Annotated in this window: 25 protein-coding genes and 2 pseudogenes; 15 read left to right on the top strand and 12 right to left on the bottom strand. The window is 72.2% G+C overall.

Annotated features, from left to right (window positions below; genetic code table 11):
- Nucleotides 1-81 precede the first annotated feature (81 nt).
- The 3 genes from ABZ934_RS11880 to ABZ934_RS11870 are packed head-to-tail and all read left to right on the top strand — an operon-like array spanning nucleotide 82 to nucleotide 3,704.
- The gene (locus tag ABZ934_RS11880) at nucleotides 82-1,569 is read left to right on the top strand and encodes a uracil-xanthine permease family protein (protein WP_361311788.1); all 1,488 of its coding nucleotides are present in this window, start codon (nucleotides 82-84) and stop codon (nucleotides 1,567-1,569) included.
- A 24-nt stretch (nucleotides 1,570-1,593) separates the two neighbouring features.
- Nucleotides 1,594-3,000 (top strand): amidohydrolase family protein, encoded by a 1,407-nt coding sequence (locus ABZ934_RS11875; protein WP_361311785.1) that lies wholly within the window; start codon nucleotides 1,594-1,596, stop codon nucleotides 2,998-3,000.
- Nucleotides 2,997-3,704 (top strand): sulfite exporter TauE/SafE family protein, encoded by a 708-nt coding sequence (locus ABZ934_RS11870; protein ID WP_361311783.1) that lies wholly within the window; start codon nucleotides 2,997-2,999, stop codon nucleotides 3,702-3,704. Before ABZ934_RS11875 ends, ABZ934_RS11870 begins: the two co-directional genes overlap by 4 nt.
- Here ABZ934_RS11870 and ABZ934_RS11865 read toward each other — a convergent pair.
- The 3 genes from ABZ934_RS11865 to ABZ934_RS11855 all read right to left on the bottom strand — a co-directional run bounded on the left by ABZ934_RS11865 (nucleotide 3,701) and on the right by ABZ934_RS11855 (nucleotide 6,299).
- Nucleotides 3,701-4,747, bottom strand: a complete 1,047-nt coding sequence (locus ABZ934_RS11865; protein WP_361311781.1) for a LacI family DNA-binding transcriptional regulator — start codon at nucleotides 4,745-4,747, stop codon at nucleotides 3,701-3,703. The genes ABZ934_RS11870 and ABZ934_RS11865 overlap by 4 nt on opposite strands.
- A gap of 98 nt (nucleotides 4,748-4,845) precedes the next feature.
- On the bottom strand, nucleotides 4,846-6,051 hold the full coding sequence (locus ABZ934_RS11860) for a beta-ketoacyl-[acyl-carrier-protein] synthase family protein (RefSeq protein WP_361311778.1): 1,206 nt from the start codon (nucleotides 6,049-6,051) through the stop codon (nucleotides 4,846-4,848).
- Complete coding sequence (locus ABZ934_RS11855; protein ID WP_361311775.1) at nucleotides 6,048-6,299, bottom strand: acyl carrier protein; 252 nt, start codon at nucleotides 6,297-6,299, stop codon at nucleotides 6,048-6,050. Before ABZ934_RS11855 ends, ABZ934_RS11860 begins: the two co-directional genes overlap by 4 nt.
- A 203-nt stretch (nucleotides 6,300-6,502) precedes the next feature.
- Between ABZ934_RS11855 and ABZ934_RS11850 the strand changes: the two genes are divergently transcribed.
- Nucleotides 6,503-7,345, top strand: a complete 843-nt coding sequence (locus tag ABZ934_RS11850; RefSeq protein ID WP_361311772.1) for a lysophospholipid acyltransferase family protein — start codon at nucleotides 6,503-6,505, stop codon at nucleotides 7,343-7,345.
- A gap of 42 nt (nucleotides 7,346-7,387) precedes the next feature.
- Here the strand turns inward: ABZ934_RS11850 and ABZ934_RS11845 are convergent, their stop codons facing one another.
- From ABZ934_RS11845 to ABZ934_RS11835, 3 genes are read right to left on the bottom strand one after another with little or no spacing between them, the layout of a single operon-like run.
- Nucleotides 7,388-8,422, bottom strand: coding sequence for a beta-ketoacyl-ACP synthase 3 (locus ABZ934_RS11845; RefSeq protein ID WP_361311770.1), 1,035 nt, complete (start codon nucleotides 8,420-8,422; stop codon nucleotides 7,388-7,390).
- Nucleotides 8,422-9,858, bottom strand: coding sequence for a hypothetical protein (locus tag ABZ934_RS11840; protein WP_361311767.1), 1,437 nt, complete (start codon nucleotides 9,856-9,858; stop codon nucleotides 8,422-8,424). The genes ABZ934_RS11845 and ABZ934_RS11840 overlap by 1 nt, the downstream gene beginning before the upstream one ends.
- A gap of 22 nt (nucleotides 9,859-9,880) precedes the next feature.
- Entirely contained in the window at nucleotides 9,881-11,305 is a 1,425-nt protein-coding gene (locus ABZ934_RS11835; protein ID WP_361311765.1) for a hypothetical protein, read from the bottom strand.
- A 524-nt stretch (nucleotides 11,306-11,829) separates the two neighbouring features.
- On the opposite strand from ABZ934_RS11835, the gene ABZ934_RS11830 reads away from it, so the two are divergent.
- The 3 genes from ABZ934_RS11830 to ABZ934_RS11820 all read left to right on the top strand — a co-directional run bounded on the left by ABZ934_RS11830 (nucleotide 11,830) and on the right by ABZ934_RS11820 (nucleotide 14,274).
- A complete protein-coding gene (locus ABZ934_RS11830; protein WP_361311762.1) occupies nucleotides 11,830-12,402 on the top strand; it encodes a hypothetical protein in 573 nt (190 codons plus the stop codon).
- 102 nt (nucleotides 12,403-12,504) lie between these two features.
- On the top strand, nucleotides 12,505-13,320 hold the full coding sequence (locus ABZ934_RS11825; protein WP_361311760.1) for an SDR family NAD(P)-dependent oxidoreductase: 816 nt from the start codon (nucleotides 12,505-12,507) through the stop codon (nucleotides 13,318-13,320).
- A gap of 126 nt (nucleotides 13,321-13,446) precedes the next feature.
- Nucleotides 13,447-14,274 (top strand): NAD(P)H-binding protein, encoded by an 828-nt coding sequence (locus ABZ934_RS11820; protein ID WP_361311757.1) that lies wholly within the window; start codon nucleotides 13,447-13,449, stop codon nucleotides 14,272-14,274.
- 200 nt (nucleotides 14,275-14,474) lie between these two features.
- Here the strand turns inward: ABZ934_RS11820 and ABZ934_RS11815 are convergent.
- Nucleotides 14,475-14,567, bottom strand: a pseudogene (locus ABZ934_RS11815) (phosphopantetheinyl transferase); the annotation flags it as partial.
- Nucleotides 14,568-14,870: 303 nt separating this feature from the next.
- Here ABZ934_RS11815 and ABZ934_RS11810 point away from each other — a divergent pair.
- Complete coding sequence (locus ABZ934_RS11810; RefSeq protein WP_361311755.1) at nucleotides 14,871-15,398, top strand: DUF4232 domain-containing protein; 528 nt, start codon at nucleotides 14,871-14,873, stop codon at nucleotides 15,396-15,398.
- Between the two features lie 27 nt (nucleotides 15,399-15,425).
- On the opposite strand, the gene ABZ934_RS11805 is transcribed toward ABZ934_RS11810, so the two are convergent.
- Both ABZ934_RS11805 and ABZ934_RS11800 read right to left on the bottom strand, forming a co-directional pair.
- Nucleotides 15,426-17,216: a protein kinase gene (locus ABZ934_RS11805; protein WP_361311752.1), complete on the bottom strand. Its 1,791-nt coding sequence runs from the start codon at nucleotides 17,214-17,216 to the stop codon at nucleotides 15,426-15,428.
- 105 nt (nucleotides 17,217-17,321) lie between these two features.
- Nucleotides 17,322-18,074, bottom strand: a pseudogene (locus ABZ934_RS11800) (VanW family protein); the annotation flags it as partial.
- Nucleotides 18,075-18,433: 359 nt separating this feature from the next.
- Between ABZ934_RS11800 and ABZ934_RS11795 the strand changes: the two are divergent.
- Together ABZ934_RS11795 and ABZ934_RS11790 are read left to right on the top strand one after the other, a co-directional pair.
- Nucleotides 18,434-19,159 carry a ribonuclease H gene (locus ABZ934_RS11795; protein WP_361311749.1) on the top strand — a complete coding sequence of 242 codons (726 nt, stop codon included), beginning with the start codon at nucleotides 18,434-18,436 and terminating at the stop codon, nucleotides 19,157-19,159.
- Nucleotides 19,160-19,368: 209 nt separating this feature from the next.
- Nucleotides 19,369-19,530 carry a hypothetical protein gene (locus ABZ934_RS11790; protein WP_361311746.1) on the top strand — a complete coding sequence of 54 codons (162 nt, stop codon included), beginning with the start codon at nucleotides 19,369-19,371 and terminating at the stop codon, nucleotides 19,528-19,530.
- A gap of 269 nt (nucleotides 19,531-19,799) precedes the next feature.
- On the opposite strand, the gene ABZ934_RS11785 is transcribed toward ABZ934_RS11790, so the two are convergent.
- Nucleotides 19,800-21,020, bottom strand: a complete 1,221-nt coding sequence (locus ABZ934_RS11785) for an RNA-guided endonuclease TnpB family protein (protein ID WP_361311744.1) — start codon at nucleotides 21,018-21,020, stop codon at nucleotides 19,800-19,802.
- Nucleotides 21,021-21,046: 26 nt separating this feature from the next.
- Between ABZ934_RS11785 and ABZ934_RS11780 the strand changes: the two genes are divergently transcribed.
- The 3 genes from ABZ934_RS11780 to ABZ934_RS11770 all read left to right on the top strand — a co-directional run bounded on the left by ABZ934_RS11780 (nucleotide 21,047) and on the right by ABZ934_RS11770 (nucleotide 24,483).
- A complete protein-coding gene (locus tag ABZ934_RS11780; RefSeq protein ID WP_361311741.1) occupies nucleotides 21,047-21,253 on the top strand; it encodes a transposase in 207 nt (68 codons plus the stop codon).
- 379 nt (nucleotides 21,254-21,632) lie between these two features.
- Nucleotides 21,633-23,492: a M1 family aminopeptidase gene (locus tag ABZ934_RS11775; RefSeq protein ID WP_361311738.1), complete on the top strand. Its 1,860-nt coding sequence runs from the start codon at nucleotides 21,633-21,635 to the stop codon at nucleotides 23,490-23,492.
- A 142-nt stretch (nucleotides 23,493-23,634) separates the two neighbouring features.
- Complete coding sequence (locus tag ABZ934_RS11770; protein WP_361311735.1) at nucleotides 23,635-24,483, top strand: aldo/keto reductase; 849 nt, start codon at nucleotides 23,635-23,637, stop codon at nucleotides 24,481-24,483.
- A gap of 76 nt (nucleotides 24,484-24,559) precedes the next feature.
- Here ABZ934_RS11770 and ABZ934_RS11765 read toward each other — a convergent pair whose 3' ends face one another.
- On the bottom strand, nucleotides 24,560-24,982 hold the full coding sequence (locus ABZ934_RS11765; protein ID WP_361311732.1) for a YjbQ family protein: 423 nt from the start codon (nucleotides 24,980-24,982) through the stop codon (nucleotides 24,560-24,562).
- 387 nt (nucleotides 24,983-25,369) lie between these two features.
- On the opposite strand from ABZ934_RS11765, the gene ABZ934_RS11760 reads away from it, so the two are divergent.
- Complete coding sequence (locus tag ABZ934_RS11760) at nucleotides 25,370-25,732, top strand: MerR family transcriptional regulator (protein WP_361311730.1); 363 nt, start codon at nucleotides 25,370-25,372, stop codon at nucleotides 25,730-25,732.
- Nucleotides 25,733-25,886: 154 nt separating this feature from the next.
- Nucleotides 25,887-26,243 carry a PRC-barrel domain-containing protein gene (locus ABZ934_RS11755; protein WP_361311727.1) on the top strand — a complete coding sequence of 119 codons (357 nt, stop codon included), beginning with the start codon at nucleotides 25,887-25,889 and terminating at the stop codon, nucleotides 26,241-26,243.
- A 104-nt stretch (nucleotides 26,244-26,347) separates the two neighbouring features.
- On the opposite strand, the gene ABZ934_RS11750 is transcribed toward ABZ934_RS11755, so the two are convergent.
- Nucleotides 26,348-26,827, bottom strand: a complete 480-nt coding sequence (locus ABZ934_RS11750) for a MarR family transcriptional regulator (protein WP_361311724.1) — start codon at nucleotides 26,825-26,827, stop codon at nucleotides 26,348-26,350.
- Between the last annotated feature and the right edge of the window lie 43 nt (nucleotides 26,828-26,870).

Genomic DNA, 26,870 nt, shown 5'->3' with positions numbered 1-26,870 from the left:
ATCGATTTGGCCTTGTCGTCACGCCCCCCGTCCCGGGACGTGGGACAGCCATATCCGGAACGAGCCGAACGGAGCTCGAACGTGCCCGGTTTCCGTACCGCCAACCGCCGTCCCCTGCCGTCACAGCCCCCCTCGGAGGACGGGTCCGCCCAGGACCACCCCGTGGAAGAGCCGCAGTCGGCACAGCAGCCCCATCCCGTGGACCAGACCCGCCCCCTGGGCCGGATCCTGCTCTTCGGCATCCAGCACGTCCTGGTGATGGCCGCGACCCCCATCTCGGCGATCTTCCTGATGAGCGCGACCCTGGGGCTGGACTCCCGGCTCACGGTCAAACTCCTCTCCGCCGCCTTCGTCCTGTCCGGGATCGGCTCGCTGATCCAGTCCCTCGGTCCCTGGAAGTTCGGCCCCCGGCTCCCGTTCGTCATGCTGCCCGGGGGCGCTCCGCTCATCCTGTTCCTCGCCATCGCCCAGCAGTACGGCCTGCCCACCGCGACCGGCGCCGTGATCCTCACGGCCGCCTTCTACTTCGTAGTGCTGCCCGTCTTCTCCCGGTTGCTGGCCTTCTTCCCCGCCCTCGTCATCGGCACGATGATCGTCATCGTCGGCGTGAACCTCGTGAAGGTCGGGGCGCTCCTGGTCACCGGCCGGCCCGGCGAGCCCGGCTTCGCCGATCCCAACCACCTCGTGCTGGGCCTGGCCACCATCGGCTTCACCATTGCCTTCTACCGGCTCTTCACCGGCGTCCTGCGCCAGCTCGCCGTCATGCTCGGCCTGATCGCCGGTACCGTCCTCGCCTTCGCCCTCGGCGACGTCGACTTCGGCCGGGCCCTCCACGGTCCGCTGCTCGGCGCGCCCGAACTGCTGCCGTTCGGCTCGCCGCAGTTCAACCTGGTCGCCGCGCTGCCGCTGATGCTCTACAGCCTCGCCTCCATGGCGGAAGCCACCGGGCAGACGGTCATCAACGCGGAAGCGGTAGGAAAGCCCATCGACCGGCGCGTCGACGTGCCCAAGACCATCCGCGGCGACGCGGTCGTCTCCCTCCTCGGCGGCTTCTTCGGACTGCCGCTGATGGTCACCAGCGGAGAGAACATCGGCATCGTCCGCGTCACCGGCGTCCGGAGCCGCTTCGTCACCGCCGCGGCCGGTGTCGTCCTCATCTGCGTCGGGTTCCTCGCTCCCGTGACGCGCGCGATCAGCGTCGTACCCGCGGCCGTCGTCGGCGGCACCGCCATGGTCGTCTTCGCCGTGATCGCGGTACTCGGCATCCAGATGCTGGGCCGCGCCGAACTCGACCGGCACACCAACACCTTCATCTGCGCCGTGTCCCTCGCCCTCGGACTGCTGCCCATCCTGATCCCAGGCGTCTACGGCAGCCTGCCGTCGGGGCCCCGCATCCTCCTGGAAAGCGGCGTCGCGGTCGGGGCGTTCACCGCCGCCCTCCTCAACGTGCTCTTCCACCACCCGAAGCCGAACCGGGCCCGCCCGGCCGAGGCCGCAGAAGCCGCCGAGGCCGCGCCGCAGCCCGAGCCGGGGGCGCAGCCCCTCCACGCGCCCGTGCCGCGCGGCTGAACTCCCCTCATCGGAAAGAGAACCATGAACGACGTGTCCCCCGACCACCTCGCCGGCACCGGCCCGCGGCTGCTCCTGCCCGACGTGGTGATCACCCCCGACGGGCCGCTCGACGCACACGCCGTCGTCGTGGCCGACGGCTCCTTCGGCGCCATCGGCCCGGCCGCCCAACTGCGCTCCCTGCACCCCCGGTTGACACCCGTACGGCTGCCCGGGCACGCGCTGATGCCCGGCTTCGTCGACACCCACCACCACCTCACCCAAAGCTTCGGCGCGGCCCTCGCGTTCGGTGAACCCTCCGAGATCTTCCGCCGGGTGTGGGCACCCCTGGAGGGCGCGCTGGACGAGGAGTCCGCCTACGTGGCCGCGAAGCTGGCCGCGCTGGAGTCCCTGCGCGGCGGCTTCACCACCGTCGCGGAGGCGGGCACCCGGGCCGCCGTCGAGGCCGATGTCGTCGCGGCCGCCGCGCGGGACGCCGGGATCCGCTGCGTGCTCGGCCTCCTGTGCAACGACGCCCCGGGCGAGGACGCCGCGGACGTCATGGCCCAGGCGCACAAACACCTGGCCCGCTACGACACCGACGACCTGATCCACCCGGCCCTCGCCGTCTCCATCCCCGAGGCCGCGACCGCCCGCACCCTGCGGGAGACCGCCTGCCTGGCGGCCGAGGCCGGAGCCGTCGTACAGATCCACGTCAACGAGCACCTCGTCGCCGTCGAACGCTCCCTCGTCCGGCACGGTCTGCGTCCCCTGGAACACCTGCACCACGTGGGCGCCCTCGGACCGCAGTTGGTGGCCGCCCACGCCACCCTCCTCACCCCCGCCGAGCTCACCCTCCTCGCCGACAGCGGTGCCGCCGTCAGCTACAACCCGGTGGCCAGTGCCTGGAAGGGGAACGCCGTCGCCCCCGCCGCCCTCATGGCCGAGCGCGGCATCCGCTTCGGGCTCGGCACCGACGGCACCCGGGGCGACGCCTTCCGGCTCGCCGACGCCGCGGAGTCCGCCCAGCGGCTCGCCTACGGCCTCGCCTCCGGCGACTCCTCCTGCGGAGCGGGCTGGACCTGGCTGGAGCACGGCTCCCGGGGCGGCGCCGACGCCCTCGGCCTGGGCTCCTTCACCGGAACCGTCTCCGAAGGGGCCGCCGCCGACTTCCTGCTCATCGACATATCGACCCCCGAGATGCGGCTCTCCTGGGACCTGCCCTGGGAACTGGTGCGGCGCGGCAACCGCGACCAGATCAGCGCCGTGTTCGTCGGTGGCCGGCTACGGTTGTGGCGCGGCTGGCCCATCGACTGGGACGGCCCGGCGCTGGTGCGGCAGGCGGCCGAACTCTCCCGTTCCGTACTGGGGCGCGCCGCGGTCACCCGGACCCACCCCACCTCCACGGCCGCCCGCGCCGACCGACACCAGGCCCGGAGCGTGGCACGGTGAGCACCCAGGCCCTTGCCTTGCTGGCCGCCACGGTAGCGCTCGCCGCGTTCGTGCAGGGGACCAGCGGGCTCGGGTTCGCCCTGATCGTCGCCCCGGTGGCCGGTCTGCTGGATCCCGCGCTGCTGCCCGTGTTCGTCCTCGCGTCGATGATCCCGCTCAACGCCTACGTGGCCTGGCGCGAGCGGGACAGCCTGGACCTGCGGGGCGCCGGCTGGATCACCGGGGCGCGGCTGGCGGCCACCCCGCTCGGCCTCGTCCTGCTGTGGGCCATCCCCGACGACCGGCTCGGACTCTTCGTCGGTGTCGCCACGGTCCTGGCGGCGCTGGTCAGTCTCGCCGCGCCCGCCTTCACCCCCGGCCGGGGCGCGTACCTGGGCGCCGGCCTGATCACCGGCCTCACGGAAACCGCGACGGGGGTGGGCGGCCCGCCGCTCGCGCTGGTCTACCAGCACCGGCCGCCCGCGGAGCTGCGGGCCACCATCGCCGTGTGCTTCCTCGTCGGCGAAGTCGCCTCGCTCGCGCTGCTGTTCGCGACCGGCCAGGGCCACCCGGGCCAGCTCCTGCCGGCATTGCTGCTGCTGCCCGCCCTGGCGGTCGGGGCCTGGCTGAGCCGCCTGGTCCACCACCGCCTCGACGCCCGCCGGACGCGCCTGTTCGTCCTCGGCTTCGCCCTGGTCTCCGGGGTGGTGCTGATGCTCGGTTAGGGGGTCTTCGACGGGCGCGTGCGCAGGGAGGACGCGCGGGCGACCAGGCGGGGAGCGGGGGCCGTGGCGACGGGTGGGGCGTCCTCGCCGCGCAGTCGGCCGAGCAGCAGCTCCACCGCCTGCGACGCGGCGTCGTCCAGGTGCAGGTCGACCGCCGTGAGCGGGGGCTCGCAGGTCCGGGCCCGCAGCCCGTCGTAGCGGGTGACGACCATGACGTCCTCGGGAATCCGCCGACCGCTGTCCTTCAGTGCCCGGACCGCGCCGACGGCGAAGGTGTCCACCAGGGCGCAGACGGCGTCGATGTCGGGGTGGGCGGCGATCAGCGTCGCGCAGGCGTCGTACCCCGCCTGTTCGCCGCCCTCCTCGGGAGCGGTCGCCACCAGCGGCTGCCCGCCGTGCCGGGCCGCGGCCTCCTCGAACACCGCCCGGGCGTCGACGCCGGAGTGGCGCGCGCCGTCCCCGACGATCAGCGCGGGCCGCCGCGCGCCCTGCTCCCGCAGGTGCCCGAGCAGCAGTTCCGCGACGGGCGTGCCGCGCAGGTCGACGTAGGGGGCGGCGTCGGCGGGGGAGACCGGCCGTCCCAGCGCCACGTACGGCAGTCCCCGCTCCCGCAACTGCGCCACCGCGACGTCGTCCGTGTCGGGCTCCACGACGATGGCCCCGTCGATGTCCACCGAATACAACGGGGACCCGCTGCGGACCGGCGGGACGAGGACCAGCGCGTAGCCGTGGACCAGCGCCCGCTCCGCCGCCGCGGCGGCGACCTCCATGTAGAAGCCGAGCCGTGAGGGGCCGCCCGCCACGGCGAACGGCATCGAGGAGGCCAGAGCGATGGCCTTCGCCTCACCGCGGCGCAGGCGCTGCGCGCGCAGGTTCGGCCGGTACCCGAGCTCCGCGGCGATCGCCTTGATGCGTTCGCGGGTCCGGGGGTCGACCTTCCCGATCCCGTTCAGGGCATGGGAGACGGTCGTCCGTGAGACCGAGGCGGCCCGGGCCACATCGGCGATCGTGGGCGGCCGGGCACCGGTACCGGAAGGCGACATCTGGGGTAACGCTCCTCGCGCTGCGCAGGGGTGACCTCCGCATCTTCGCCGACCGGCCCCCCTGCGGGAAGACGGGGCCCCACGCGACCCAGGTCGGTTCAGGGCCGGGCGAGGACCGCGACCGCGTTGTGGCCGCCGAAACCGAATGAGTTGCTCACCGCGATCTCGAAGGCGTGCTCGCGGGCAGGGCCCGCGACGACGTCGATCCCCGCCCCGGTGTCGGGCTCGCCCAGGCCGGCCGTCGGCGGAACGGTGCCCTCGGTCAGGGCGAGCACCGTCAGCGCCGCCTCGATGGCCCCCGCGGCCCCCAGTGTGTGTCCCAGGGCCCCCTTGGACGAGGTGACCGGCGGCCGGTGGGGGAACACGCGCCGCAGGACGCCCGCTTCGATGTCGTCGTTCTGCCGTGTCGAGGTGCCGTGGGCGTTGACGTGGCCGACCTCCGCGGGCGCCACGCCGGCGTCCGCGAGGGCGGCGCGGACGGCCTGCTCGGCGCCGCGCCCCTGCGGGTGCGGGGCCACCAGGTGGTGGGCGTCGGTGGAGGCCGCGTACCCGATGAGCCGCGCCAGGGGTCGGGCCGCGCGTGCCGCCGCGTGTTCGGGTCGCTCCAGGACCAGGGCGCCGGCGCCTTCCGCGATGACGAAGCCGTCCCGGGTGGCGTCGAACGGCCGCGAGCCCGTGCCGGACAGGGCGCCGATCTGGGTGAAGCCCGCGACCACCAGCCGGGTGACGGCCGCGTCGGCGCCGCATACGAGGGCGATGTCGCATCGGTCGGTCGAGAGCAGGTCCCGGGCGAGGCCGAGCGCGGTGGTGCCGGAGGCGCACGCCGTGGAGGTGGAGAGGGTGGGGCCGGTGACCTCGAAGCGAAGTGCGATGTTGGCGCACGCCATGTTGATCAGATAGCCGGTGAGGAAGTAGGGCGAGACGAACTCCGGCCCCCGCTCGGCCAGCCGGGCGAGCGCCGTCTCCTGCGTCAGGAGTCCCCCCAGGCCGCCGCCCGTGACGACGGCGACCCGGCTGCCGTCCCACCGCGCCGGGTCGAGCCCGGCCTGCTCGATCGCCTGGGCGACCGCCGCCAAGGCGAAGCGGTCGACCCGGTCGAGACGTCCCGAGCCGCGGTGGCGCAGGACGGGATGGTCCAGTTCCGGTACGCGACAGCTGAGGGAGACGGGCAGACCGTCCAGCGCGGGGTCGGGGGCGGAGGTGGGGCGGCCGGCGAGGACCGCCGACCAGGTGGTGTCCCGGTCGCAGCCGGCCGGAGTGACCAGGCCGATCCCCGTGACGACGGGCGCCGGGCGTCGGGTCAACGGCCCGTGCGTCGCGCGCCGACGGCCTCGGCGAGCTCCGCGAGCGTCATGGCGCGCAGTTCCTCCTCCTCGACCTTGACGTCCAGCGTCTCGTGTACGGCGATGGCCATCTCGACCACCATGAGCGAGTCGGTCAGCAGCTCGCGCATCGGCGCGTCCGCCCGCACCTCGTCGGCGGGGACCTCGAACTTCTCGACGAGCAGTTCGCTGATCGCGTGGAGGACGGATTCCTGCGCGGAAATGGTCACGGCATCTCTCATTTGCGGTTTCGCGGCCTCGTGCAGCACTCTGACGCGGTGGCCGACGGTCGAAGGGGAACGGAAAAGCGATTATCCCAGAGGTCGTGGGCTGGGGCCTCGTTCCCACATAAGTACCACGGCCGCCTAATTACTCAAAACGCGTCCGCGATCGGCCTTTTGGCGACCCCTGTCGGGGAGAGTGAGGATCATTCATGTCGGAAATCGTGACCGATTCGACCGTTGAGCCGGTCGACCCCGTCGACCCGATCGTCGATCCGGTCGCCGTGGCCGATGTCCTCGACGTGGCGGGCGTGGAACTCCGCCACCTCAAGCGGGTGTTGGAGAAGGTCGGAGAGAGCGCCTGGGAGCGGCTCCTCGGCTGGCTCGTCGACGAGTACTTCCGCCTGGAGGTCACGGGGTGGGAGAACATCCCGGCCGAAGGACCCGCCGTCCTGGTCGCCAATCATTCGGGTGCCTGGGGACTCGACGCCTTCGTCCTGCAGAACGTACTCGACCGCGGACTGGACCGGCCGCTGCACGTGCCCGCCGCCCCATTGGTTTTCCGCGTCCCGGTGATCGGGTCGTATGCGCGGAAGAAGGGCGCCATTCCGCTCGACCCGACACTGGGATGGGAACACCTGAACGCCGGGGGACTCGTCGGGGTGTTTCCCGAGGGAATGGCCGGATTGGAAAAGCCGTTCGACGAGCGATACCGGCTGCGTCCGTTCAGCCCCGGATTCGCCGTCACCGCCGTCCGGGCCGGTGCGCCCGTCGTCCCCGTCTCCGTCATCGGGGCCGAGGAGGCATGCCCGAGGCTCGGCGACGTACCGGCGCTGGCACGTCTTCTCGACCTGCCCTACTTCCCGATCACGCCGCCCTTCCCGCTGCCGTCCAAGTGGCTGATCACCATCGGCGAGCCGATCCCCGCGCCGCCGCGGGCCGAGTCCCTCGCCGGGCGCTCGGCCGCCGCCCGTAACCTCTGCGCCGAGGCCCAGGCCGCCGTGCAGGAGTTGGTGGACCGGGAGCGGAGCCGGCGCGAGACGCCTTTCTGGTGACCCGGGCCGGTGGTGACCCGGGCCGGTGGCGAGGGGGCCGGGTCACCCGTCGTCGCTCACCGCCCGCACGTCGGGCCAGACCAGGGTGGTCGACCCCCAGGCCAGCCCCGCGCCGTACGCCGTCAGCGCCACCCGCATCCCCGGCCGCAGCGTTCCCGCCGCGGCGGCCTGGGCCAGCAGCACGGGCACGGAGGCCGCCCCCGTGTTCCCGTACGCCTCGATGCCCGACAGCATCCGCCCCGGCCGAAGCCCCAGTTCGGCGGCGAGGCCGTCCAGGATGCGCTGGTTGGCCTGGTGGGCGGCGACCGCGTCCAGGTCGTCGACCGCCCACCCCGCCAGGTGCGCCGCCTTCGTCACCGAATCGCACATGCCGACGATCGCCTGCTTGCGTACCACCGGCCCGTCCATCCGGAAGTAGGGCGAGAACTCCTCGCCCGCCGCCAAGGCGCGCTTGCGGGCCCGCGCCCCGCCCCCGGGGACCTCCAGCAGGTCGGCTTGGGCACCGTCACTGCCCAGGTCGAACGGACCGAGCGCACCCGGCTCGTCGGCGTCGCCCGCCCGCAGGACCACCGCCCCGGCGCCGTCGCCGAAGATGGCCGCCATCAGCCAGTCGTCCGGATCGAGGAAGGCGCTGAACACGTCCGAGGCCACCAGCAGCACGCTGTCGAAGGCCCCCGAGACGATCATCGACGAGGCGACGCCCAAGCCGTACAGGAACCCGCTGCACCCCGACGCCAGATCGAACGCCGGTACCGTCCCGCACCCCAGCCGCGCGGCCACCTCCGGCGCCCCGCCCGGCAGGAGCCGGTCCGGCGAGATGGTGACCAGGACCACCGCGTCGCACCGCCCGACCCCGGCGGCCTCCAGCGCGTTGCGGCCGGCCCGCACGCCGAGGTCGACCGTGGCCTCACCCTCGGCGACGCGCCGGCTGCCCACGCCGATACGGGCACGGATCCATTCGTCGCCGACGGGCCGGTTCCCGCACAAGTCGGCGTTGGTGACGACCCGCGGCGGCACGTAGGAGCCGAGTCCCGCCACCACCGCGCCCCGGCCGGTACCGGATACCCGCGCCGTCATCAGCCGGCCAGCCGCTGCGCTGCCCGCCGCACGTCGTCGGCGGCCTTGGCGCACCGCTCGGCGTGGGCGAGGAGGGTCATGCGGAACCCCTCGCCCGCCTCGTCGGTGTCCCAGCCGCCGTTCGCGGCGCAGGCGGCGAGGCTCTCCGCGTGGCGCTCCAGCCGGTCCGCACTGGCATGGGCGAGCGCCCCGTAAGCGGCGGGCGCGTAGCCGTGCGCCGAGAGCGGCACCGCCGCCGGCAGGCCGACCGTCACGCGCCCGTCCCGGGGCAACCCCTCGACCTCGCGGAACGCGACGAGCAGCGTGGCCGGGTCCAGCGCCTCCGGCAGCCGGTCGGCGCTGAGCCGGGGCGAGATCACCACCGGGTGTACCGCCTCCAGCACGCGGCTCACGACCGCCTCGGCGACGTGTTCCGCGAAGCGTGCCGCCGCGCAGCCGGACGGGGCCCCGCACAGCGCCGACGGCCCGGCGCCCGAGTGGTCGTCGTCGCGTGCCCAGCCGGGCGCCCACAGGATCTCCGTCCCGGCCTCGACCGCCAGGGACTCCCACACGAAGGCGCCGCCCACCGGATACACGGCGGCGGGGACGGCCGGGAAGCGGCGCATGGCCTCGGCCACCGCCTCGCCGGCCTCGGCCACCGCCCCCACGCCGATCAGGGCCAGCGCCTGGAGGGTGGCCCCGGCCGCGGCCCCCCCGACCACGGCGAGCGCGTGCGCGAGGGCCGGGGCCGCGCTCTCGGGTCCGGCCCCGTCGGCCGCCGGCCATCCGGCCAGCGAAGCGGGGTCGCAATCCGCGAGGTACGGGGCCAGCCGCCGTGCCAGGGCCGCGCCGCGGGCCCCCTGGGAACGGCGCCCCGACTCAGCCGCCGCACGGGCGACGATCTCGCTCAGCAGGGTGTCATCGGCCGCCGCCGCGCCCAGCACGATCCGCCGCGCGACCCGTTCCATGCCGCGCCGCCACGTGTCCCAGTCGAGCGTGCCGTCCCCGCGCCGGGCCGCGAGCACCCCGTCCACGTCCTCGGCGAGGAGGGCCGCCCACTGCGCCCGCGCCACCGGCACCTCCCGCCCCAATGGCACGTGCGGGGAGAGCCCGTACCGCAGCCCGCCCGGCGTCAGACCGGACGGCGCGCCGAGCACGCCCGCCTCCTCCGCCCGGGCGAGGAGGCCCGCGGCGTCGACCCGGGTCGACGGTACGAGGAAGGTCCCGAACGCGGTGCGCAGCCGTACGGGCCGCCCGGACCGGGTACGCCGCAGGTGTGCCAGCAGTCCGCTCGTCATCCCCTCGCGCGTGAGCGCGTCCCACCCCAGCGCCCGGGCCGGGGCGTCGGTCCACGGCAGCCGGCGCGCGAGCATGGCCGCGCTGAACACGGCGTTCTCCAGCGCCAAGGCGGTCGCCGGCCGTCGCACCGCGCCGGCCGGGCTTTCGGCAATCGTCATCGGTCGCTCTCCCTCGTGGTCGTCACTTGTCACGGAGCATGTACGGCTGGTTCGCGACCACTTCGCCGTCGTAGGCCGTGATCAGTTTGTTGACCTGTTCCCGGTAGGTGGTCAACTCCCCGCGCAGGGTGTCCGAGTACGCCTGCGGGGCGTGCGACAGCGGGTAGTCGTACGACTCGTCGAGCCAGGCCAACTCGACCCAGCTGTCGGGGATGTCGTTGGGCGAGGCCGGCCCGCGCCCGTCCAGCATGGGGATCACGTCGTGCTTGTTGACGAGGCTGATCACCTGGGTGGTGTGGTCGGCGGGCCGCTTCCCGTCGATCGGGGAACCCACCGTGATCACGTGCGTGATGCGGTACGTCGACGCCAGGTCCACGTCCATCGCGAGGTTCATCGCGGTCAGGCCGCCCAGACTGTGCCCGACGATCATCAGCTCCGCCCCGGCCGGCAGTCCGGACCGCAGGATCAGCCGCTTCACGGCGCGCGTGTACGTCGTATCGGTGCGGAGCAGTCCGTCGAACGCGCCGACCAGGTCCTGGGGGGTGCTGTTGCTCAGCAGGCCGAAGCTGGTCCCGGGCAGCAGCAGGACGTGCCGCTGCTGTCCGTCGGCGCACGCCACGCGGCGCAGCAGGACCAGGCCGTGGTTGCCCAGCGCCCCGATGTCGTTGACATAGCTGACGATGTCGTTGCGGGATGTTTCCAGCACCCTCGCCAGGATGGAGTCCGGCTCGGCCCGCTCCGCGCGTCCGGGGCCGGGGTTGAGGTAACCCAACAGCGAACTGGGCAGCCCCAGGAAGGGATCGGTGGTGGGCACCCCGCCGGCGAGGGTCACCCACGAGAAGTCGTCGTTGACGGGGTTCTCGTCGAGCAGTCCGGAAAGGGCGAGCAACTCCATGATGACGGGCGACACCGTGGTCAGGGCACGGGTCACACCCAGCCGCTCGACCAGCGCGTACATCGCCCGCAGCGCCTCCAGCCGATTGCCGGCGACCATCGCGTCCGTCAGCCGCCTGGCCAAGGGGGAGTCCAGGTTCGGGTGCTCGACCGCAACGGCGCGGATGCGCATGGCGAACGCGTCCACCGCCATGGCCACTTTCGCCGGGCGGCGGTACGTCATGCTCCCCGCCATCCGAGCCAGTTCCCCGAAGAGACCACCGTTCGCCCCGAAGCCGAGTCCCGCCGGGCTGGTGAGCGCCTTCGCACAGGAGACGGCCGTGCCCAGCGCCCAGCCGGGGCGGCGCAGCGCCTCCCACCCGAACCGGAGGCTGGAGAGCGCCCCGGTCAGCTCCGCGCCCGCCTGTTTGGCGGTGAGCGCCGCGTCCGCCAGCAGGATCGACGCCGCGATGAGCAGTTCCGCGTCGGTCCGTGCCGGGGCGCTCCTCCCGGCGTCCTCGGACCCCTGTTGGGCCGGGACGTGCCGCGTCGTTCCGTCGACCACCTGGCTCACCGATGTGCTCCCTCTCGTCCCTGGGCGACGGCCGCGCCGCCGTACCCGCTGTTCGCGCAGGCATGGTGGCACCGAATGCGAGCACCCGGACGCGCCCCGCGCCCCGGTCGGTCACCCCCGCGCCCGGGCACCCCGCGCGGACCCCGGCCGCAGGCGGGCGCGGTGCCGGCTCCGCGGCGAAGGAACCGGTCGGCCCCGTGGGGATGACGCCGGCGCCGTCGTGTTGACAGACGTCCGCCCGGCGGCGAAGGGAGGCCGGACGCGCGGCGAACGGGACCGCTCGGACCGGATACCGGTCCGCGACGCCCGACATGGGGCCGATGCCGGCCGACACCGGCCCGGTCGACATCCCGTAGGGCCGGAGGGAGGATGGAGAGGGCGGAGCCCGCGGGACCGCGGGCCGCCGCCGAGAGGTGTGGTGGCCGGGTTGCCCGGCGCCCCGCGCCGCGCCCATGACGCCGCGCGCGCGTGACCGACCGCCCCTCCGCTCCCGCATCGTCTCTTTTCGGAAGGGGAGCACCACCATGGCCCGACCCACACGACGCACCGTGATCACCGCGCTGCTCGCATCCTCCTTCGCACTGTCCGGCGCGGTCGCCCTGGCCCCGTCGGCCGGCGCCGCCGTGCCCACGGCGAGCTGTACGGTCACCCCGAACGCGAACGGCACCTCCGTCACCATCAGGGGCGAGGGCTTCACGGCCCCGCGCAGCCTCAACGACGGCCAGAGCACCGAGCCCCTGAACGTCGACGCGAACGGGAACTTCCAGGTGACGCGATTCCAGAAGAACGTGGACTACACGGTCCTCGCCGTCAAGGAGGGACAGAACTTCACCTTCGTCAACTGCAAGGTCGTCAAGACCGACGGCTCGACCACCAACCCCAACAACCCGAACAACAATCCGAACAACAACATGAAGGACAAGGGACGCGGTTACGGCGACGGCTACCGTGCCGGACGCTCCGCCGCGCAGAAGGGCTGCGACAGCCACCTCACGCCCAACAAGAACCAGCAGCACTCCGACGCCTACTGGAAGGCGTGGCAGCAGGGCGTCGACGCGGCCTTCAACAAGGTCTGCGGTTCCGGGAGTTCCGGCTGACCGCACTACAGCCGGGCTGAACGGCCCCTCCATCGCCTCTCCGGCGCGCCCCGAGTCGTCCCCGGCATCGTCTGGGCATCAGCGAGCAACGGAGGGCGCCCGATGAAGACACAGTCGACGCCGGGGGCCGGTCAGGCCGCCGACGGGTCCCTCGCCTTGGTCACCGGGGCGACCAGCGGTATCGGTTTGGCCGTCGCGCGCGACTTGGGCGCTCGGGGCCACCGGGTGTTCATCTGCGCGCGCACGGAGACTGACGTCAAACAGACGGTGGAAGACTTGCGCGCCGAAGGGCTGGACGTCGGGGGCGCGACCGCGGACGTGCGCAACCGGGCCGAGGTCAAGGGACTGGTCGCGGCAGCCGTCGCCACCTTCGAAAGCCCGGTCAGGATCCTGGTGAACAACGCCGGACGCAGCGGCGGCGGCACCACCGCCGACCTCACCGACGAACTCTGGAACGAGGTCATCGACACCAACCTCAACAGTGTTTTCCTGGTCACCCGGGAGGCACTCACCAACGGCGGTCTCGCCGCCGCCGGCCGCGGCCGGATCATCAACATCGCCTCCACCGCGGGCAAGCAGGGAGTGTTGTTGGGTGCCCCCTACTCGGCGTCCAAGCACGCCGTGGTCGGCCTGACCAAGGCCCTCGGCAAGGAATTGGCACCCCTGGGCATCACCGTCAACGCGGTCTGCCCCGGATACGTCGAGACGCCGATGGCGGCCCGCGTACGGGCCGGGTACGCCCGGGTGTGGGACACGACCGAGCAGTACGTGCAGCAGCAGTTCGAGGCCCAGATACCCTTGGGCCGCTTCTCCACCGCCGACGAAGTCGCCGGTCTCGTAGGCTATTTGACGACCGACACGGCGGCGTCCATCACCGCCCAGGCCCTGAACGTCTGCGGCGGACTCGGCCGCTTCTGACCCCGCCGCATCCCGGCGCCGTACCCCCCGACCCCGTCACGCGACAGGACCGCGCGTAGACGCACGCATATGGAAGTGAGCTTCGCGGCCATGTCCCGTCTCGCGCCGAGGGACTTGACTGTACTCATGACTCGGACCACGCAGAACATCCGGACCACACTCGTCATCGGCGGCACCGGCAAGACCGGCCGACGCGTCGCCGAGAAGCTCTCCGCCCAGAGCCTCCCGGTCCGGGTCGGTTCCCGCTCGGGAGAGCCCGCCTTCGACTGGAACGACCCTGACACCTGGGTGCCCGCGTTGGAGGGCGTCGACCGGGTGTACGTCACCTACTACCCCGACCTCGCCTTTCCGGGGGCCGCCGAACAGGTCGGCGCGTTCGCCAAGGTGGCAGTCGACAACGGCGCCCGCCGCCTGGTCCTGCTCTCGGGCCGGGGCGAGGAGGCCGCCCGGGTCAGCGAGGACAACCTCAAGGCGTCCGGCGCCGAGTGGACCATCGTCCGCTCAAGCTGGTTCAACCAGAACTTCAACGAGAGCTTCTTCCTGGAGCCGGTCCTGGCCGGCGAGATCGCCCTGCCCACCGCCGACGCCGTGGAGGCGTTCGTCGACGCCGACGACATCGCGGACGTGGTCGTGGCCGCCCTGACCGACGACAAGCACATCCGCAAGACCTACGAACTGTCCGGGCCGCGCCTGCTCAGCTACAGCGACGTGGCCGCCGAACTGTCGGAGGCCACCGGCCGGCAGATCACCTACGTGTCCGTCACCAACGAGGAGTACCGCGCGGTCCTGCGCGAGAACGACCTCCCGGAGGAGTTCGCCGACCTGTTCACCATGATCCTGGACGGTCGCAACGCGCACCTCGTGCACGGAGTGGAGGAAGCCCTGGGCCGCAAGCCCAAGGACTTCGCCGACTTCGCGCGCGAGGCCGCGGCGACCGGAGTCTGGGACGTCTGACCGCGCCGGGCACACGTGTGGGCGCGGAGCGGTCGCCTTCCGGGCGTCCGCCCCGCCGCCCCACCCCGCCCCACACGGAGCCCGTACGCACGCCGCACCGACCGGCAGGAGGCCCCCGATGCCCACGCACCAGCCGCACCATTCCAGCGAACACGGACTGGACGCGCTCGCGCCGCACTTCCACGGATTCGCAGCAGGGGAGCGGGGGAGTGGCCGAGGGAGGCCAGGCAGCGGCGGGCGCAGGCGCGGGCCGTGGCGAACTGGCGGCGACGGCGTGCGAGGCGGCCCTCCATGAGGGCCGCCTCGGTGGGGAAGAGCGGCGCGGGCGCCTCGTCGTCGAAGGCTTCCTATGACGTGACGCCCGGCGGCAGGAGTGCCTCGATCATCGTCCGGAGGTCACCGGGAGGCGAGTTCGGACACGGCGGACACGACCGGCTCGGGCCGCTCCAGCGGCAGCATGTGGCCCGCGCCGGGCACCGCACGGCCGGGCCACGCGCTGAATCTCCCCGCCGGGGAGCGGGCGACGCGACAGCGTGCCACGCTGGAAGGCAGGGGGGAGAGGCTCGGCGTTCCGGACGGACCATGGGAGAACCACCATGAAATGTGCAGGACGAAGGAGCACGACCACCGCTGCCTGTTGCTCGCTGCTGCTGAGTGCCGTCCTGTCCGCCGGGGTGCTGGTCGGCGCCCAGTCGGCGGCGTCGGCCCCGGCACCCGTCTGCAAGGGCGGTCAGCTGTCGGCGAGCGCGGCGGGCTCCACCCAGGTCACGGTGACCGTGACCAACAAGGGGTCGAAGCCGTGCGTACTCAAGGGCTTTCCCACCGTCGCCCTCGCCGGCCAGGGCTCCCCGGACCGGAACAAGCCGCTGACCGTCCTACGGCAGGGAAGTGAGCGTTCCGTGCAACTCGCCGCCGGGGGCCGGGCCGTGACCCACCTGACGTTCACCCCGGTGCTGGGAGAGGCGGACGGGTACTGCGCCTCCGGCGCGGACCCGACCGTCGCCCCCTCGCTCGTGGTCGGCTACGCGGGGATCAAGGAGCAGTTGGGCCCCACCAACGCCGACGGGTTCGCCCTCTGCGGCGACACGGTCCGGGCCACCGCCTTCCAGCCCGCCGGGTCCTGAGCCCGGCGGGCGTACCGCCCCGCCCCGTCACCCGTCGTCGCGGATGGCCCCTCGCCACACGGTGACGTCCACGGTGATGTACTTGCTCGGATCGGACGGCGACGACGCACCCCCGTACACCACGAGGGCGATGTTGCCGGCCTTGGTGCGCACACAGAGCTCCGTGCCCTTCGACAGCGACGCGACACTGACCGAGTCGGTGAAGCGGGTCGCGGCCCGGCACGTCGCCAGCGATCCCTTCTCACTGCCGTCGAGGACGACGAGCTTGGAGGAGTAACCGCCCAGGGTGCAGCCACTGGACGCGCACAGCAGGTACAGGTCGTCGTAGTTGGAGTCCCGGGGCTGCAACGGGTCGTCCCCGAACTCCAGGTGATAGCCGGCAGGGAACTGGAAGCCCGTGTACACCGCCGGTTTGGGGTCCGTCCGGGGTTGCTGCGTCCCGCCCGAGGGCTGTGTCCCGCCGGACCGTGACGGGTCCGGGCTCGCGGCGCTCCCGCCGCTCCCGCGGGCCGTGTTCCCCTTGCCGTTGTCGCCGAGCATGCTGACGACGGCGCCACAGCCGGCCAGCAGGGCCAGCGCCCCGACGATCGACGCGATGACGATGCCGGCGCGGCGACCGGCGGAGGCACCGGCCACCGGTTGCGGCGGCTGCATGTGCGGTTGCGGGTGCGCATGGGGCTGCGGGTACCCGTAGGGGCCGCCGTACGGGTTCCCGTACGGACCGGCCGGCGCCACCGTCGGGGGCCCGGTCACCTGCCCCGGCACCGGAGTCGGCGCCGGCTGGTACGCGGGGGGCGCGGCCGGGTGGGCGGGGACGCCGACCGTCGGCTGGTAGGCGGGAGGCGCGACCGGGTAGTCGGGCGCGGTCAGCGGGTGCGGGCCGGTGGCGGGGCGCTCGGCGACCGGCGCGGGGACCGCGGGCCGCCGGGCCAGCCCCGCCGCGACGCTCTGCGGCAGCCAGTCCTCCGGGCGGCGCAGCTGGGTCTGGTCCGCGGCGCTGCGGCACAACCCCAGGATCTCCGTCAACGAGGCCCGCTCCAGCGGGTCCTTGGCCAGACAGCGGGTGACGAGCGGACGCAACTCATCCGACAATCCGGTGAGTTCGGGCTCCTCGTGGACGATGCGGTAGAGGACCGCGTGCGAGGGGCCGTCACCGTAGACGGAGGTGCCGAGGGCGGCGAAGGCGGCGATCAACCCGAGCGCGAACACGTCGGTGGCCCTGCCGACATCCCGACCGGACGCCTGCTCGGGGGACATGAACGACGGAGTGCCGACGGAAACGCCGCTCGCGGTGAGGGAGGTGGTGTCGGCGGCCCGCGCGATGCCGAAGTCGATCACCCGGGGGCCGTCGGAAGCCAGCAGAACGTTGGAGGGTTTCAAGTCCCGGTGCACGATGCCCGCGCCGTGGATGACCTGGAGGGCCTCGGCGATGCCGGCGACCAGCATGAGCACCGTGCGCGGGGGCAGCGGCCCGCTCTCGGCGACGGCGGCGGCCAGGGTGGGCCCCGGCACGTAGGCGGTGGCCAGCCAGGGCGTCGGACCGTCGGTGTCACTGTCGATGACGGGGGCGGTGTAAAGACCCTGCACCCGCTGGGCGGAGTGCACTTCCTGCCGGAACCGGCTGCGGAACTGGGGGTCTTCGGCGAACTCGGGGCGGATCACCTTGATCGCCACGGGACGCCCGCCGGGCGTGTGCGACAGGTACACCTTGCCCATGCCGCCGGCCCCGAGTCGGGCCGCGAGGCGGTATCCGGCGACCGTGGTGGGATCGTCGGGCCCAAGTGGCTGGAACACCGGGCCGGTTGCGGGCTCGCTCATTGTCTTGTAATCCCCCGTCGGTACGCGATTCGCGTGGTCACCTTACCGGGGGCGGCGGGCCGCGCGGGCGGTGGTGCCGCCCGGGCGGTGGTGCCGCCCGGGCGGTCAGCCGTGGTTCGGCGCGGGCGTGGCCGTCGTGTCGGCGGGGACGCCCTGCGGGGCAGGGGTGGCCGAGGCCGCCGGGGAGGCCGGTGTCGGTGACGGCTCCGGGAGGCAGGTGACCTCGTCGCGCGGGGTGTAGTGGGTGCGGAACGTCTCGCGCCCCAGCTCCCGGCCGTCCTTGACGAAGACGCGGTCGACGGAGACGTCGAAGCCCTCCAGCGGGGTTTGCTCCTCGCAGGTGTCGCCGGTGGCCGTGCGCTTGGCCGGCGGGGTGATGTGGGTCCGGGGGCCCTTGGTGGTGCGTATCGCGTCGTACTTCTTCGTGCCGAGGAGGGTGATGGTCACCGACGTGTCGGTGGAGGCCGCCCGGATGCGGACGGGATGGCCCGAGTCGTTCTTCCAGCGCAGGTCGAGGGTGCCCCAGGCGACCGTGGCCTCGCGGCCTTCCGGATAGCGCTCGATGTAGAAGGAGTGGGCGCCGTGCTCCACCGGCTTCAGACCCGCGAAGAACATGGCGTTGTACATCGTCGTGGCGACGGCGGAGATACCGCCGCCGGGTGCCTTCACGTACCGGCCGTCGTTGATCATGATGCCGTCGACGAAGCCGTTCTCCTTCGTGCGCTCGCCGACCGTCTTGTTGAAGCTCCAGGTCGCGCCCGGGGAGACCACGGAGCCGTCGATCAGCTCCACGGCCCGCGCGATGTTGTGGGTGCGGTAGGGAGCGGACGGGAACGCGACCGTGAACGAGGACATCTGCCGCTCGGCCGGGGCGGCGGCCTGCCGGGGCGCGGGCACCCCGCCGGTTCCGTCTCCGGCGGCGGACGCCGAGCCCGCGGCGAGCCCCCCGAGGCCGAGGGCCGCGGCGGCGACGGCCGCGGGCAGGGCCAGTCGCCCGGTGTCGGTCCGACGGTGTGTGGTTCGCATGTCACTCCCGGTGGCGGATGTCGCGGTAGGGCCCGGCACCCGCGCGGATCCGAGGCGGCAGACCACGGACCATCGTGAGCCCAATCGGACCAAACGGGGTAAAAATGTGCCCCGTCTCACGCACCGGGAAGCGATGCCCCCAGGAGGTGCGGTGGTCCGTCGGAGGCAGCCCGGTGGGGCATGATCGGGGGATGTCTGAACGCATCATTGCCGCCTGCGACGGGGCGGCGAAGGGGAATCCCGGGCCTGCCGGATGGGCCTGGGTCATCGGCGACGCGCAGGGTCGTCCCGAGCGCTGGGAAGCCGGCGCGCTGGGCCGGGCCACGAACAACGTGGGCGAGCTCACGGCGCTGGAGAAGCTGCTGGAGGCCGTCGCCCCGGGGACGGCGATCGAGGTGCGGATGGATTCCCAGTACGCCATGAAGGCGGTGACGCAATGGCTGCCGGCGTGGAAGCGCAACGGCTGGAAGACGGCGGCCGGCAAGCCGGTCGCCAACCGGGAACTCGTCGAACGCATCGACGCGCTGCTCGCCGAGCGCGACGTCGAGTTCCGCTACGTCCCCGCCCACCGCGAGGACGGCGACCACCTGAACGCGATCGCCGACCAGGCGGCGAGTGACGCCGCCACCACGCAGCAGCCCGCCGGCACCGCCCTCGGCGACCACGCCATCCCGGTACCGGCCCCGACCCGCACGTCCCCCGCGCGCACGTCCCCCGCGCGCACGTCCGCCGCGCGCCGAAAGCCGGCCGCCGCCTCGGAGCGCGCGTCCGGCGCCGGCGCCGCGGGTCGCGGCGCACGGACCATCACGGCGAAGTTCAAGGGCACGTGCCCCTGCGGGACGGCCTACGCGGCCGGAGACAAGATCGCCAAGCACGGTGCGAGCTGGGGCCACCCCGACTGCGCCGCTCCGGCGTAGGGCGCGGGCCGGGCGCGACGGCGCCGGGAAGGGGGCCGGCCGTCGGGGGCTGTTCACCCGATCGGCGTCCAGCGGGGGCGCCCGGCGGTGGGGGCGGTCAGAGTGTGGGGTGCGTGCTGCTGCATCGCGCAGTGGACGTCACGTTCGAGATGCGCGGAGGTCCCGGTGGGGCACGTCGTCGCCCGCCACGGCCAGAGGAGGAGCTGAACATGGTGCGCAACACGATCCGCAACGACTCCACGCGGGCGGCCGACCAGCCCGAGGAGCGCGCGAGACCACGCCGCCAGGCGGCGGAGAGCGTCCGCGGGAGTTCCGAGCCGATCCGGGAGACGGGCACCACGGAGGACCACATCATCCTCGGCGAGGACTGAATCGCAGCTGCGGACCGAGGTCCCCGGGAGCGCGAGCCGCTCCCGGGGACTTCGTCGTTCCACCGCCCGTCCGTGCGGGTCAGCAGCCGCCGCAGTTGTAGTAGGTGACGTCCCAGTGGTTGCCCTCGTCGGCGTAGACGTTCCCAGAGCCGGACTTCCACTGAAGGGCCCCGTCGCCGCGCGGACCGATGTAGGTGAACGTGTTCTTGATGTAGGTGCCGAGGCACGTGGACTTGGCGAAGTCGATCTTTTGACTTCCGCTCCCCTCCCTAAAGGGAGGAGATTCCTACCACGGTCGGTTGACCGTCTCGGTGGGTTCCTGCTTCTTCGCGCTGTGCCGGGACGGGTCCCGGTCTTACCCGTGCTCGACAGGCTGATACCGCAAGTCCTGCGGCCTTGGCGACGTTGACCGCCGCGTTGATGTCCCGGTCCAGCCACGTCCCGCATGCCTGACACTGCCAGATGCGGACGTGGAGGGGCTTGGGGCCGTCCTTGACACCGCACTGCGAGCACACTTGAGAGGTCGGCTCGAAACGTCCGATGCGCACGAGGGTGCGCCCGTACCGGGCGGCCTTGTACTCCAGCATCGTCACGAACGCCGACCACCCGGCGTCGTGTACGGACTTGGCCATGCGCGTGCGGGCGAGTCCCCTGACCGCCAGGTCTTCCACCGCGACCGCTTGGTTTTCGCGGATCAGCCTCGTGGAGAGCCGGTGGTGGAACTCGCGCCGCGCGTCGGCCACCCGTGCGTGGGCGCGGGCGACCTTGATACGGGCCTTCGTCCGGTTGTTGCTTCCTTTGGCCTTGCGGGACAGGCGGCGCTGTTCCCGCTTGAGTTTCTTCTCCGCCCGGCGCAGGAAGCGGGGGCTGTCGATCTTCGTACCGTCGGAGAGGATCGCGAAGTGCGTCAGGCCCAGGTCGACTCCGACCTGGGTGGCCGTCTCGGGCAGCGTCTCATCCCGGCTGGTCTCGACCACGAACGAGCAGAAGTACCGTCCGGCCGCATCCTTGACCACCGTCACTGTGGACGGGTTGGACGGCAGGTTGCGGGACCACTTCACCCGGACATCGCCGATCTTCGGCAACGACAGGTCCCCGCCGGTCGTGATCTTCCACCGGGCGTTCGCGGTGAAGCGTACGGCCTGCCGGTTGTCCTTGCGGCTCTTGAACCGGGGTGCACCCATGCGCGGACGCTTGCCCTTGAGGCCATCGAAGAAGTTCCGGTAGGCGGTATCCAGGTCCCGAAGGGACTGCTGGAGCACGACGGCGGAGACCTCGCCAAGCCAGGCCCGTTCGCCGGTCTTCTTCGCCTCCGTGATCAGCAGCTTCGACAGGTCCCCGGTCTTCGGGAACGGCGCACCCTCGCAGCGGGCGGTCTCACGAGCGCGAAGCGCATCGTTGTAGACCACCCGCGAGCACCCGAACGCCCTGGCCAGCGCCGAGCGCTGCGGACCGTTCGGGTACATCCGGAAGGAGTACCTCAGCTGCACGGCGATCAGCGTACTACGGTCGGTTTATGGCTGAATATCAGAACATTCGTACTGGTCGGCATGGCATTTTCGCCCTCCATGCCCACTTGGTTTTCGTGACGAAGTACCGGCACCAAGTCTTCACCGACGTGCACCTCAAACGCATGGAGGAGATCACGCGCGCCACGCCGGGCGCGACCACGGTGGCGAGGGCGAGGGTGAGGGCGGTGAGGATCGGGCGGAGCTTCATCTGAGCGTGCCTCCTGCGGCTTGCCGTGCACGGTGGGTTGGCGGTGCAAGGTGCGACCAGGGAGCGGCAAGGAGATGGTGCACGACGTCCGGGCAGCTCCGCCAGATGGCCTCAGGCGGGAACGGGAACGGGAGCGGGAGCGGAGGGGGGCGGGGTCGAAGGCGGGGGACACTTTTACTCGCGCCTGATGGCATGCTCCGGACAAATCTGCCAGGCTTCCGCCAGTCGTCGCCCTGACCCAGGTGCGCGACCGCAAGGAATCTCACCCCAGCGATCGCGCAAGCGATGCGCGCAGCCCGCGGCCGCCCTCCGGCTCACCCAGCCGGTCGAGCGGTCACCGAGCAGGCCGGAATCCCGGCCGCCGCAGCGCAAAGGAGTTCCGTGTGAGATCGACCCCCCACAAGGCCTTCGCCACGACCGTGCTCACGGTCGCCGCGCTGGCCGCAGCCTCGCTCGGCACCACCCCGGCAGCGGCGGAGCCGTCCGCGGCTCCCCGCGCCGCCGCCTGTACCCCCGCCCAGGTCGTCACCAACGGCGGCTTCGAAAGCGGGAGTTCGCCCTGGAGCCAGTCGTCCACCAGTGTGATCACCAGCCGCGCGGGCCAGAGCGCCCACACGGGCACGACGTTCGCCTGGCTGAACGGCGTCGGCGGCACGCACACCGACACGCTCTCCCAGAGCGTCACCATCCCGTCCGGATGCAGCAGCGCCCGTCTCACCTTCTGGCTGCACATCGACACCGCCGAGACGACCACCTCGACCAAGTACGACAAGTTGACGGCGAAGATCGGCAGTACGACGCTCGCGACCTACTCGAACCTCGACAAGAACACCGGTTACGTCCAAAAGTCGTTCGACGTCTCGTCGTTCGTCGGGCAGACCGTGAGCCTGGCCTTCACCGGCACCGAGGACTCCAGCCTCCAGACGAGTTTCGTCGTCGACGACATCGCCCTCGGCACCTCCGGCGGTACGACCCCGCCCGGCGACCCCACCCGTACACCGGCCGCCCCCTCGTACACCGTCAGCCTCAGCAGCGACACGAGCGGCAGCGTATGGAGCGGCCACGAGAGCGCGACCTTCACCAACGCCTCGGCCACCGCACTGAACGAGGTGTACCTGAGGCTCTGGGACAACTACCACGGCACCTGCTCCGCCATGCCCATCACCGTCGGCAACGTCACCGGCGGTACCGCGGGCGCCCTCTCGGTCGGCTGCACGGCCCTCCAGATCACCCTGCCCACACCGCTGGCACAGGGCCAGAGCGCCACGATCGGGTTCGACCTGGGCATCACCGTCCCCAGCGGCGCCGACCGCTTCGGCCATGACGGGGCGTTCAACAACATCGGCAACGCCCTTCCCGTGCTCGCGGTCAAGGACGCGGCCGGCTGGCACCTGGACCCCTACACCAACAACGGCGAGTCGTTCTACTCCCTCGCCGCCGACTTCCGCGTGACCCTCGACCACCCGACCGCGCTCCTGGTCCCGGCCACCGGCACCTCGGTCGACACCGCCGGGTCGAGCGGTCGTACGGTCACCACCGCCACCGCCTCCAAGGTCCGCGACTTCGCCTGGGCGGCCGGCCCCTTCACCAAGATCTCCGGCACCTCGCCCGGCGGCACCCCGATCAACATCTACTCCGTCTCGGGCATCAGCTCCGCAGACTCCCAGTCGATGCTCACCACCGCCAAGTCCGCCGTGGACGCCCATGCCGCCAGGTTCGGCGCCTACCCGTACGGCGAACTGGACGCGGTGATCGACAACAACTACTGGTTCGGCGGCATGGAATACCCCGGGTTCGTCCTCGACCTGGTCAGCACCACCGCGCTCACCCACGAGATCGGACACCAGTGGTGGTACGGGATCGTCGGCGACGACGAGTACACCAGCCCCTGGCTCGACGAGGCGTTCACCGACTACGCCACCGACCTGGCACAGAACAAGACGGGCACCGACTGCTGGAGCGGCGTCTCCTGGGCGTCGACCGCCGAGACGATCACCAACCCGATGGCCTACTGGGACGCCCATTCCTCCCGGTACTCCACCGTCGTCTACGGTTACGGCAAGTGCGCACTGCACGACCTGCGGCGCGTCCTCGGTGACAGCGTCATGGCCAAGCTGCTCAAGGACTACGCCACCTCGCACTGGTACGGCGTCTCCACCACCGCCGAGTTCAAGGCGGCCGCCCAGGCCGCCACGACCACGGACCTGACCTCCTTCTGGACCCAGCACCGCATCGAGGGCTGACCTCCCGCGGGACACCTTCCGCCGCACCGGGTCGCACGTCGAACGGCGGCGGCCCGGACGCGGTGGCACAGTGGGCGCCGGACGGCGCCCACTGTGCCGTGAGGGCGTTCGACCGGCCCCGGGCACCCAGGAAGGAAGTCCCATGCAGACGGTCACCCTGAACAACGGTGTCGTGATGCCGATCCTCGGCTTCGGCGTCTACCAGATCCCGCCCGAGCAGACCGAACGGGCCGTCACCGAGGCGCTCGAAGTCGGATACCGGCTGCTCGACACCGCGGCCGCCTACCAGAACGAGGAGGCCGTCGGCCGGGCGATCAAGAGCAGTGGCATCCCGCGCGAAGAACTGTTCGTCACCACCAAGCTCTGGATCCAGGACGCCGGCGAGGAGAACGCCCGCCACGCCTTCGACACCTCCCTGCGCAAGCTCGGCCTCGACCACCTCGACCTGTACCTGATCCACCAGCCCTACGGCGACGTGTACGGCTCCTGGCGCGCCATGCAGCGCCTCTACCACGAGGGCCGGGTCAAGGCGATCGGGGTCTCCAACTTCTACCCCGACCGGCTCGTGGACCTCATCGACCACAACGAGGTCACGCCCGCGGTGAACCAGGTGGAGACCCACCCCTTCTTCCAGCGCACGGCCGACCAGGAGCTCATGCGGGAGCGCGGGGTGCGGATCGAGTCGTGGGGACCCTTCGCCGAGGGCCGCAACAACCTCTTCTCCGACCCCGTCCTCGGTGACATCGCGAAGGAGCACGGCAAGTCAGTGCCGCAGGTGGTGCTGCGCTGGCTCGTCCAGCGGGAAGTCGTCGTGATCCCGAAGTCCGTCCGGGCCGACCGGATGGCCGGGAACTTCGACGTCTTCGACTTCACCCTCACCGATGGGGAGATGGCGCGCATCGCCGCCATGGACACCGGACGCTCGCTCTTCTTCGACCACCGCGACCCCGCCATGGTCAGTCGGCTCGGCACCGCCCGGGTGCACGACTGACCCGCACGACCGGCCCGCACGACCGGCCCACGCCACCGACCCACACGGCGGGGCGGCGGGCTGCCGAACCGCCGGGTCAGCCCAGGAACGACAGCCGCACGGTGCGGTGCGGATTGTCGCGGTTGGTGTCCACCAGGACCACCGACTGCCAGGTGCCGAGGGCCGGCGCGCCGCCGACGACCGGCAGGGTGGCGTGCGGTGGCAGGAAGGCGGGCAGCACGTGGTCGCGGCCGTGCCCGGGCGAGCCGTGCCGGTGCCGCCAGCGGTCGTCGGCGGGCAGCAGCGTGCGCAGCGTCTCCAGAAGGTCGTCGTCGCTCCCCGCGCCCGTCTCGATCACGGCCAGCCCGGCCGTCGCGTGTGGGGTGAACACGTTGAGCAGCCCGTCCCGCCCTCGCGCGGCCTCCTGCAGGAACCGCGCGCAGGCGTCGGTCAGGTCGTGGACCGTCTCGGTGGAGCCGGTCGTGAGGTCCAGGGTGCGGGTGGTGAAGGTGTCTGCCATGGGTGCCATTCTCGCCGGAGGGACCCGGACCGCCCCACGACGCCCCCCGCGGCTGCCGAGCGAGCCGGCTCATTCAGGTGAATGCCAAAATCTATGGTGGCTGCGATAGACATCGGGGGCTGGGCCGGTTAGCGTTTCTTTCGTAGACAGGGTCAAGCAGAGACTCGCCCGGGTGAGCGACAGCCGCCCGGTCACCGTCGGAGACCCGAGGGGAAGGTGGTTTCCGGTCACGCGTCCGAGATCCTCGCAGCCCGGCCTTCCCGGGAGTCTGCGGACATGAAGAGCCGGCGGCAGTAGAGCCCGGCTGATGGTGTTGAATTTCCTTCGGGGCCCTGGTGCCGTACGGCACCAGGGCCCCTCGACGCATTCCCGTACACAGAGGTGAAAGTGACAGCAGAGAACTCGCTCGGGCGTCTCGACGACGACGACTACCCCGCCTACACCATGGGTAGGGCCGCCGAGATGCTCGGTACCACCCCCGGCTTCCTCCGGGCGATCGGCGAGGCCCGTTTGATCACCCCGCTGCGGTCGCAGGGCGGCCACCGCCGCTACTCCCGGTACCAGTTGCGGATCGCCGCCCGCGCCCGCGAACTCGTGGACGCCGGCACTCCGATCGAGGCCGCCTGCCGGATCGTGATCCTGGAGGACCAGCTCGCCGAGGCGCAGCGCATCAACGCCGAGTTCCGGCGCGCGGAGGCCGGGAGCGACGCGGGCGTCGAACAGGCGACGCCGACAGACCGGCCGGTGTGACGCCACCTCCGGCCTCATCCCACCGCCCCCCTCCACCGAACGACCTGCGCGTCGCCGGATTCCGGCCGGGCACGTGCCCCGGCCGCATGGGGAGCAGCGGCCGGGGCAGGCGGGCAGCCGACGGACCGTTCGACGAGCAAGGAGAAGTGGTCACATGTGGGCTTTCCGTGAGACGGCCGGGCACCTGGAGGGAACGGACCTGACGGGCTACAAGGTGGAGGCGACCGAAGGCGTCATCGGCAAGGTCGACAAGCATTCGGACGAGGTGGGCTCCGCCTACCTCGTCGTCGACACCGGTGTGTGGATCTTCGGCAAGGAGGTGCTGATCCCGGCGGGCGCCGTCACGCTCATCGACCCGGACGAGAAGCGCGTCCTGGTGGACCTCACCAAGGAGCAGATCGAGAACGCGCCCGAGTTCCACCGGGACAAGCACCTGGACGACGCCGGATACCACGCGCGGCTCGGCACGTACTACGGCACCGGGGCCCCCTTCGGCGGCCGCCCGGCCTGACCCCCGTGGGAGGGCCCGTTCGGCCGGTCGGCGCACGCCCGAACGGGCCGCCCGGTACGTCGGGGCGTCCGACCGTCACGGCGCCGACCGAGCCGACGTCCCGGTCAGGCGATGTCGCTGACGCTCGCGCCGCCGGACGAGCGTTCCCGCCGGTCCGGGTGCTCGGGGCGTGTGTGCGCGGCTGCGGCGTCGCGGAAGGCGGCCAGCCCGTCGAACAGCGCCCGTCGTTGCTCACGGCTGAGGCACGTCAGTACCGTTTCGAGTTCCCGGGACCGGGCCGCGCGCACGGACGCGAGGACGCTCCGGCCGCTGCGGCTCAGCCGTACCTCCACCTCCCGGCGGTTCGCCGTCGCCCGGGAACGCTGGACGAGACCGGCCGCTTCGAGCCGGTCGCAGAGCCGGCTCACCGAGGGCGGCGTGGAACCGAGCGCTTCGCCCAGGTCCCGGAGGTTGACGTGCTCGCGCTCGTCGATCACGGTCAGTGCCCGTAGCTGCGAGGGGGGCACGGGAGCGGGCACGGCTTCCTGACCGCGACCCCAGAGGACGTCCAACAGCTCCAGGAGAGCGGATGCCTCGGTAGCCACCTGTGCGGCCTGCAGGGGTGGCAAGGGGAAGCTGTGCGGCATC

It is taken from the genome of Streptomyces sp. NPDC046557 (assembly GCF_040645975.1).
Taxonomy (GTDB): domain Bacteria; phylum Actinomycetota; class Actinomycetes; order Streptomycetales; family Streptomycetaceae; genus Streptomyces.
This window is presented reverse-complemented; position numbering and strand designations above follow the sequence as displayed.

What these genes read in the sequence shown, in the direction of transcription:
- ABZ934_RS11875 (WP_361311785.1), top strand. Translation starts at nt 1,594, where the DNA reads ATGAACGACGTGTCCCCCGACCACCTCGCCGGCACCGGCCCGCGGCTG.
- ABZ934_RS11795 (WP_361311749.1), top strand. Translation starts at nt 18,434, where the DNA reads ATGTCTGAACGCATCATTGCCGCCTGCGACGGGGCGGCGAAGGGGAAT.
- ABZ934_RS11810 (WP_361311755.1), top strand. Translation starts at nt 14,871, where the DNA reads ATGAAATGTGCAGGACGAAGGAGCACGACCACCGCTGCCTGTTGCTCG.
- ABZ934_RS11840 (WP_361311767.1), bottom strand. Translation starts at nt 9,858, where the DNA reads ATGACGATTGCCGAAAGCCCGGCCGGCGCGGTGCGACGGCCGGCGACC.
- ABZ934_RS11830 (WP_361311762.1), top strand. Translation starts at nt 11,830, where the DNA reads ATGGCCCGACCCACACGACGCACCGTGATCACCGCGCTGCTCGCATCC.
- ABZ934_RS11805 (WP_361311752.1), bottom strand. Translation starts at nt 17,216, where the DNA reads ATGAGCGAGCCCGCAACCGGCCCGGTGTTCCAGCCACTTGGGCCCGAC.
- ABZ934_RS11850 (WP_361311772.1), top strand. Translation starts at nt 6,503, where the DNA reads ATGTCGGAAATCGTGACCGATTCGACCGTTGAGCCGGTCGACCCCGTC.
- ABZ934_RS11765 (WP_361311732.1), bottom strand. Translation starts at nt 24,982, where the DNA reads ATGGCAGACACCTTCACCACCCGCACCCTGGACCTCACGACCGGCTCC.
- ABZ934_RS11780 (WP_361311741.1), top strand. Translation starts at nt 21,047, where the DNA reads ATGGCTGAATATCAGAACATTCGTACTGGTCGGCATGGCATTTTCGCC.
- ABZ934_RS11825 (WP_361311760.1), top strand. Translation starts at nt 12,505, where the DNA reads ATGAAGACACAGTCGACGCCGGGGGCCGGTCAGGCCGCCGACGGGTCC.
- ABZ934_RS11755 (WP_361311727.1), top strand. Translation starts at nt 25,887, where the DNA reads ATGTGGGCTTTCCGTGAGACGGCCGGGCACCTGGAGGGAACGGACCTG.
- ABZ934_RS11845 (WP_361311770.1), bottom strand. Translation starts at nt 8,422, where the DNA reads ATGACGGCGCGGGTATCCGGTACCGGCCGGGGCGCGGTGGTGGCGGGA.
- ABZ934_RS11820 (WP_361311757.1), top strand. Translation starts at nt 13,447, where the DNA reads ATGACTCGGACCACGCAGAACATCCGGACCACACTCGTCATCGGCGGC.
- ABZ934_RS11770 (WP_361311735.1), top strand. Translation starts at nt 23,635, where the DNA reads ATGCAGACGGTCACCCTGAACAACGGTGTCGTGATGCCGATCCTCGGC.
- ABZ934_RS11790 (WP_361311746.1), top strand. Translation starts at nt 19,369, where the DNA reads ATGGTGCGCAACACGATCCGCAACGACTCCACGCGGGCGGCCGACCAG.
- ABZ934_RS11865 (WP_361311781.1), bottom strand. Translation starts at nt 4,747, where the DNA reads ATGTCGCCTTCCGGTACCGGTGCCCGGCCGCCCACGATCGCCGATGTG.